Raw genomic sequence first — 7,734 nt, forward strand, 5'->3', positions numbered from 1 at the left:
GGTATTATGGGGCGAATTCAATACTAGCTTTAAAACCTTCTTGGGGTTTGGTTTCAAATGTAATGGTTCCTTTCATATCCTTAATGCGGTTTTCCACATTGTGAAGCCCATTCTTATGCTTTTGAGTGGCATTAAGATCCATACCAATACCATTATCAGTATACTTTACTATAATATTCTTTTTCTCCTTGGTGATAACAACGGATACGATAGTCGCTTGACTATGCTTTTTCATATTGGTCAACAGCTCTTTCAGTACCCAATAGAGTTCTACTTTTTTATAGTCAGCGACTGTTTCCCAGAAATCATCTTTCTGGGTATTGGTAAACACTTTGATATTCTGATTACCATAAGAATTCAAAAGTGACAACAGCTCGTCACCATATTCGGAACCAGTTTCAATTTTATGATCTCTGGAAAAGTCGCGCACTTTATGATATACAGCATCTAATCCATGAATAATCTCATTATTAGCAGAATTTGCAGAGCGATGAGTTTCTTGTTGTAATTGAGACATTAAATAAAATACATCGTTTCCAACTTCATCGTGCAGTTTTTTAGAGAGTCTCTTTTCCGTGCTGTGACGTTCTAGTATTTTTTCTTTTCGGTGTTTGGTTTGAAGATAGAAGAAGATAAAGAAAGAGCTTATAAGAATTAATACTCCACTTCCTGCATAAAGAATGCTTTCGTTTTCTTTTTTTTGTAGAGAAAGAGCATTTTGAGTATTTTCAGTCTTTAGTATTAAATTTTCTTTTTCTTTTTCTTCAGTTTCATATCTTATTCTAGCAAATTGATTCTTAGATAAATTATTTGAGGAATTAATACTATCACTGATTTTTTTGTATTCTAATAGTTGATTTAAAGATTTGCTTTCTATTTCGATTATTAAATCCAGAGATTCCACAATACTACTAATACTTTTTAATTCTTTTGATATTTCATAAGCTTTATTGGCATACTCAAGCGCAGAATCTTTATTCTTACCAATATGGTATTTAGAAAGATGAATGTTACTGGCTATTAATCCTTTAATATCCTTTTCTTTTTTTCTTATTTTCAGAGCTTCCAACAACTCTTTTTTAGCCCAGTTATAATTTAATTTTGATTTTGTAAAAGCAAGATTACTAAGAATGCGAGCTTTCTCCTTAGGTTTTGTTATAACTAAAGAATCAGTAATAAGTCCTTCGTATACATTAATTGCATCATAGTACTTTTTCATTTTTTGATAAATGACACCTTTTGTGTTTTTATAAACGTTTCTATGTGCTTTAGATTTAGTCAATTGTATTGCTCTTTCATTGTATTTTAATGCATTTTTATAATCTTCTTGTTCTCTAGCAGTTATTGCAATTATTTGATATAATTCGGCTACTTGTGTGGGATTTTGAATAGTATCCAAATATTTTAGGGCCCTAAAACATGTCGCTTCACTTGATATAAAATCTCCAAAAGATTTTTCAATATCTGCAATTGATCTTAATTGCTTTGCCACTTTAATACTATCTTTGATAGCTTTATAAAGGTTTAAGCTTTTATAATAATGCTTATACGCTTCTGTAATTTTGTCTTGCTTGTAATAATAACGTCCAAATTTCCCATAGGCTTTAGCTAAATAGGAGGTATCCTTTAGTCTATTTGATATTGCTATAAGATCTTCTGTTGTTTTTATGGCATTAGTGTAATCCTTTTTGACTCCATATAGCGTGGACTTATAGCTTATAGATTTTAATAGAAGAGAATCTATTTGATTTTGTTTTGAAATTGATATTGCCTCGTCAATTGATTTAAATCTTTTGATCGTAGAGGATTGTTTATTTTTTGCTTGATCGTATTTTTTATTAATCCTATCAATAATAGGAGAATATATAGAATTACTGTTTTCAGTTTGATTTCTAGAACAAAAAAGAAAAGTGATAGAAATAAAAAAGAGGAATGTAAGTCTTATAGTTTTCATTCCTCTAAATTAATAAAATATGATATTTATTAAGTAAATATTCCCTTAGTTATCATCTTCTTCCTCTGATTCAACGGTAGAACCATCTTCCCCTTCGGTAGCTAATTCTTCGATAGCGATTTCTTCTGCTATGTCTGAGGTTGTACAAGAAAACAATGTTGCATTTGATATGATAACTGTCAATATTAAAATTACTCTTTTCATGATATTACTTTTTTAAAAATTTGTAATAGCAAGAGCTGTTCGGGTGTAGAACCCAAGGGTTTGTTGCCGTTCAGCAATTGCGTTAAATGAAAAGAGGCGCCTCTTTAATTTTTTTGGGAAGAATGTGTGGAAAGTCAAAGACAGAAAAAGTAGATTGTTCTTCCCGGATCAACTCACAGATCCTGTCTTATTATTTCCGATTTTGAATTAGTTATTGCTCTACAAGTATTCGTGTTTTTTTAGCTTTATAGAACATCAACTAATTCCTGTTACGTTACACTGCAAATATTTTATAAATGGCAAGATTTTGCATGGAAATTAGAAAGAAGTCCTGTAGAATTTTGATGGAAACCCGTAATAATGGTAAGTGTAATGTGATTTTCCACAATTAGATTTCCATGAAAATTCCTTACTTTAGGGTAAGACACTAACAATTTATGGAGGAATTCAAAAAAATAGTTGCTCTTACATTTGTAAGAGCTATTGAAAAGTACCCTTGGATCAGTTCAAAAACTACACTAGCAAAAAAGATTTCTGAAGTTATAACTAGAAAAGAAGGAAAGGAACCTGAAGAAACATATTATAAAACACTATTAATCTATTTCGATTATTTTTTTAATGATGGAAAAAAACAGGAGCCAACGAATTCGATTATAAATAAATTTTTGGTTTTTCTTGACTATGACTCCATAGAACAGTTTATCAAGAATCAACCAACAGACAAAAGTTATTTAGAAAAAGTTCCTTTTGTAAAGGATATACAAGAAGTAGAGCGCGAACCTGAAGATTCTACAGGAAGTGATATCGATAATGATCCTCCTGAAGATATTGGAGAAGGTGATACTGGTAGTAATTGGAGCAGAAGAATAATTATAAGTATCTCTATTACTATTCCTTCAATAATCGCATTATATTTTGGTATAAATTGGATACAAGACACTGGAGAGTGCATGACTTGGTCTGTAGATCATTATGAGAAGGTTGAATGTGATTCAAATGGTATTAGTATCAACTATAATCAGAACTGGATAGATAACTTTAAGAAAGTAAAATACAATGATAGCATTAGGGACTTTTTTGAAGAAGGAGGAAAGCCTTTATATTGGTATTATAAGAGAAATAATAAAGTAGAGCTTTTTACAATGTCAGGGAAACATCCTATAAGGAATGTAGAGCTAAAACCAATTACTCAAACGATCGTTCGCAAGTATATACTAAAGGAGTGAACTCTAGTTTATAGTATTTAGTAAATTTATTTTTTTAACAATAAATATCCCTAATATTGGGTATTTATTTTAAATTAAGCATTGTGTAAATTCATTTCACTAACATTAAAAATTAGTTTATAAAAGATCTATAATCACTCAAATATTACTAAATGAGAACATCATTATCATTTTTATTTTTTACGTTATCAATTATCTTTTCATATAGTCAGGAGGTAAAAAATCAAGAAGAAACTAAAGATACAACAGTAAACGGAATTGAAACACCAAGAGAAACAATTGAGTATAAAAAATATACACAAGTACTAGACAAAGAGCTTGATAGTTATAAGATTATAGAAGAGAAAGATAGTGATGTTTTAAAAGTTGTTCAGTTTAAATTATTGAATGAGAATATTAAGAATATTTTTAATCAAGTAGTTTTTGGTAATAGTGATTTGGCTTCAGGAACAAGTGCTTTTGGGTATTCACAGAATACAGACAAGACAAATATATCTGCAAGTGCCAATTTTGAATTGGATGATGATGAAAATGCTCTATTTTTTTTAACCACAGGCGCTAGTATTGAAGGATCAGGTTCCGTATTCGAATTTTACTCTGAGGACTCTTGGAAAGATAAAGTAAGTTTTAATACTTCTTTTGTTATAAAACTTCCCTTTGGTTCTGGGCAATGGATTCCCGGAGGAGGTACTCAACAAGTTCCTATTGTTGGAAGTAGGTTAAAAAGATTTAGAGAAGGAGATACAGAGTTTAATCATGTAAGTAATCGAAGGACACTCCAAGCGTTGCGAAAAGCTAAAGGGTTTAAATACAAATCTATTGAGGAAATAAGGGACAAGATATATTCGCTCAACGAATATTTAATTGATAATGGAGATTTGCCCAGATCTAAGGAGTATGAATTGATAAGAGACCTTTATAATGAAGTAAAAGGTTTGTTAATGACTAGAAAAGAAAAAGAAGCTTATGACCTAATCCAAAAGGAATTAAAGTTTTATACCGATATTAAAAAATTTATAAGAGCTAATTTAGCTGACCCTGAAAATAAAGGATTAGAAAACTATATAAAGAATAATTTATTATATGAGTTTGATAAGAAGAATGATTTGTTAGAAGGATACTATTTTCCTTGGATTCGTATTGGGTTAAACATAGCAAATGCTCAATATTCATTTGCTGACGAGAATATCGACGCTGCTATTTTAAACAATTTTTCCGAACTGGAGAAAACAATTAATGAGTTTGAATATTCATTTAGCATGGATGCAAACTATATAAGTCATAGTCCCAAAAGATTGTTTTATTGGCAATTTGGAAATACTGTTAACTACGGTTCTTATTTAGGAACAGGATTGGTTGAAGGAGACCCAGAACTTTTTTTAAATGCTGATAACACAATAATAGTTAGAGATGAAAACACTGAACAGGGAGACGTTTTAGGGTCTTATGAGAATATAGATAAAACTATTGTATATGGTTCTATGTATGGTTATTTTGCTTATTTCTGGGGTAGAAAAAAAACATTAGGCTTTAATATTGCTGCCAGGTATAATTATGCTATTGACGGAAGAGATGAAGCCTTTTTTATTAATAATAGTACAGTTTTATTAGGTCCAGTTTTTAGAAGAATTAATGAAGATAAAACTTCCTTGTTTTTTGGGATTGATTTGGGATGGGAAAATGCTTTTCATAATCAAAATTCATTTGATAGTTTTACAGGTAGAATAAGAGTAGGAATACCTTTTGGAATTTTTACCAAAAAGAAATAGCAAGTATTTTTTTTATTAGCTTATTTAGTAAATCATATATAGGTAAAATTTCGTACTATTTTGATACTAAGAGAAATAGAAAAGATGAGAAATGAGTCTGGTAGTTTTATTAGTAGCAATTTTGATGTTTTTGGGAGCTAGTGCTAGAAACCCTAGAGCTACTACAAGATTTAGAAGGCGCTATAAAAGAAAGATTTATAAGACAATCGGTTACTACCATATATTTCCGATCTTTTATGAAGCATTTATATGTGAATAGTTATTTTTGACAGATGATATTATTAATTATTTTCTTTTTTGTGGCTCCCGTATATATTTTTCTAGCGTATAAAATGGATTGGGAGCATTCAAAAAAAGCATGGCAAAAAGGAATCCCATATTCTAAGTTTGATAAAAGCTTAGGAATGTTTGTATCTATATTTTTATTTGGTTTTGGGATCTATCTTTTATTTAGTTATTTCAATGCTTAGTCAACCATTTTTTGGATCCTCTTAACGCTATAATCCCCTGACATACCAAGCCCAAACCATAAACAAAGGATGAATAATAATGAGTCGTACCCATGCAACCCAACTAGGAACGCATAAACCATCGGGTACACAACTGCCAATTGTAATAAAATACGCATGAGAAGGTATAAAAATAATCAATAAAACAATGATTAGATAAGCAGAAACTTTACGAGTATAGGCAAATAATAACCCAATACTAAGCAAAACTTCTGCCATACCGCTACTGTAATTGATAATTTCAGGATATCCTAAATACTCAGGGATCAATGGTAGATAGAAATCAGGATACACAAAATGATTGATACCCGCAATGAAAAAGAAACCGGAGAGTAGATATAATAAAATGCGTTTTATATCCATTTAATTTTTTTCTGTTGGTGCGTTTTTCTGAGGATCAAAAAGAAAGGAATCCACCAAATAAAGTCATTCGTAATCAATGTGTAGAAAAATTCCAAAGGCACTTCTCCAGTAATATAATTAAACAGAAAACCTAGTGGTCCAAAGATTTTACCCAAAAATCCAACCATTACTATAGGCCAATGTGTAGTGGGATCTTGTGCTGCCCACCAATAGCCTAAACCATATACGCCTATCACCATGCCCATACCTTGCCAAATCATAGGATGTGTTGGGAGTTCCATACCGACCAATTCAAAAAAATGATTGGGAAACAATACCACCCAAGCACCCCATAATAGGTTGTAAATCGCTGCAATTATCAACACTCTAGACATCTGTTCGTTACTCATATGTAATCTTTATGAAATTATAAAAACAAGGTATATAAAATGCATTTCGTAACACATTAATCAAATGATAATTTTTCTATAAAGTATGGAGTAGTGAGAAGTGAGTAGTGAGAAGTGAGTAGTGAGTAGTGAGTAGTGAGTAGTGAGTAGTGAGTAGTGAGGAGTGAGKAGTGAGTAGTTAGTATTGAGTAGTTAGTATTGAGTAGTTAGTATTGAGTAGTTAGTATTGAGTAGTTAGTATTGAGTAGTTAGTATTGAGTAGTTAGTATTGAGTAGTTAGTATTGTCTTCTTGTACAAAGGGAAAAAGTCAAAAGTCCCTCTTTTGAAGAGGGATTTAGGGAGATGTATTAACGTAGCGATAATAATCATTCAAGCACTATTAATCCACCCTTCGAGAACCTCAGGGTTCGAATCAATCCGAGGGCTGAAGTGTCACACTGAGCTTGTCGAAGTGCACTCGAAGCCAGATTCGCTATATATAAATTTGTAACATAGCAAATCCACCCTTCGAGTAACCTCAGGGTTCGATAATATCCTAGGACTGAGGTGTTACGTTGAGCTTGTCGAAGTGCACTCGAAGCTCGGTAGGTTCATTCTCGAAGCCTAGTAAAATATGTTTTCTTTGAATAACTTTTTATTGTGGGTACATTCTTTTTTTCATTGCCTAATAGTTAACCCTTCGAGTAACCTCAGGGTTCAAATCAATCCGAGGGCTGATGTGTCACACTGAGCTTGTCGAAGTGCGCTCGAAGCCCGGTAAGCTAAGCAAACATCTAGAAGTGTATTCATTTGAAGGTCTGAGTTATTAGCTTTGATATAGCCTTCATTCTTTTTTTCATTGCCTTATAGTTCACCCTTCGAGAACCTCAGGGTTCGATCACATCCGAAGGCTGATATTCCTCTTAGGCGGACACGTCTCGAAGCCCTATTGGATTAATATTTGTCTCGCAGCCCGGTAAGTTCATTCTCTAAACCCGTCAATTCATGCTGTATGTTTTAAACAATATAACATTAACGATTTTTTAAGAGAAACCATTCAGAAATTACCAAAACCCACCTATATGGGTGGGGAGGGGGTACCTATATAGGTGGGGTGTGTCGTCCTAAAAAAAGTTTACATATTTTATATTAATCCTAAAATAACTTTACACATATTTTTAATCCTATTATTGGTTTACAATGACAGGACTTTTTAGGTAATAATTTTTCCATAATTTTTCAGTTTTTATGTTGTTTTGATGTACTTGATCTGGAGTTAGGTTTCCAATACTCATATGTGGTCTTTCATTATTATATAAATTAATAACTATATCTATTGT

At 31.7% G+C, this 7,734-nt stretch carries 6 protein-coding genes; 2 read left to right on the top strand and 4 right to left on the bottom strand.

The features are described from left to right. Positions 1 to 4: 4 nt before the first annotated feature. Complete coding sequence (locus GBO31_RS16105) at positions 5 to 1,954, bottom strand: tetratricopeptide repeat-containing sensor histidine kinase (RefSeq protein ID WP_219009385.1); 1,950 nt, start codon at positions 1,952 to 1,954, stop codon at positions 5 to 7. Between the two features lie 45 nt (positions 1,955 to 1,999). After that, positions 2,000 to 2,158, bottom strand: a complete 159-nt coding sequence (locus tag GBO31_RS16110; protein ID WP_219009386.1) for a hypothetical protein — start codon at positions 2,156 to 2,158, stop codon at positions 2,000 to 2,002. 437 nt (positions 2,159 to 2,595) lie between these two features. Here GBO31_RS16110 and GBO31_RS16115 point away from each other — a divergent pair, with 437 nt between their 5' ends. Continuing rightward, the gene (locus GBO31_RS16115) at positions 2,596 to 3,384 is read left to right on the top strand and encodes a hypothetical protein (RefSeq protein ID WP_219009387.1); all 789 of its coding nucleotides are present in this window, start codon (positions 2,596 to 2,598) and stop codon (positions 3,382 to 3,384) included. A gap of 152 nt (positions 3,385 to 3,536) precedes the next feature. Continuing rightward, a complete protein-coding gene (locus GBO31_RS16120; protein WP_219009388.1) occupies positions 3,537 to 5,153 on the top strand; it encodes a hypothetical protein in 1,617 nt (538 codons plus the stop codon). 497 nt (positions 5,154 to 5,650) lie between these two features. Here the strand turns inward: GBO31_RS16120 and GBO31_RS16125 are convergent, their stop codons facing one another. Further along, complete coding sequence (locus GBO31_RS16125; RefSeq protein WP_219009389.1) at positions 5,651 to 6,025, bottom strand: DoxX family protein; 375 nt, start codon at positions 6,023 to 6,025, stop codon at positions 5,651 to 5,653. Then, entirely contained in the window at positions 6,016 to 6,414 is a 399-nt protein-coding gene (locus tag GBO31_RS16130) for an alkyl hydroperoxide reductase (RefSeq protein ID WP_246615895.1), read from the bottom strand. Before GBO31_RS16130 ends, GBO31_RS16125 begins: the two co-directional genes overlap by 10 nt. Positions 6,415 to 7,734: the final 1,320 nt, after the last annotated feature.

It is taken from the genome of Aquimarina litoralis, assembly GCF_019295435.1.
GTDB lineage: Bacteria > Bacteroidota > Bacteroidia > Flavobacteriales > Flavobacteriaceae > Aquimarina > Aquimarina litoralis_A.

Bases quoted from the DNA above. Each gene is read 5' to 3' on its own strand.
- GBO31_RS16120 (WP_219009388.1), top strand. From the start codon at position 3,537: ATGAGAACATCATTATCATTTTTATTTTTTACGTTATCAATTATCTTT.
- GBO31_RS16125 (WP_219009389.1), bottom strand. From the start codon at position 6,025: ATGGATATAAAACGCATTTTATTATATCTACTCTCCGGTTTCTTTTTC.
- GBO31_RS16110 (WP_219009386.1), bottom strand. From the start codon at position 2,158: ATGAAAAGAGTAATTTTAATATTGACAGTTATCATATCAAATGCAACA.
- GBO31_RS16105 (WP_219009385.1), bottom strand. From the start codon at position 1,954: ATGAAAACTATAAGACTTACATTCCTCTTTTTTATTTCTATCACTTTT.
- GBO31_RS16130 (WP_246615895.1), bottom strand. From the start codon at position 6,414: ATGAGTAACGAACAGATGTCTAGAGTGTTGATAATTGCAGCGATTTAC.
- GBO31_RS16115 (WP_219009387.1), top strand. From the start codon at position 2,596: ATGGAGGAATTCAAAAAAATAGTTGCTCTTACATTTGTAAGAGCTATT.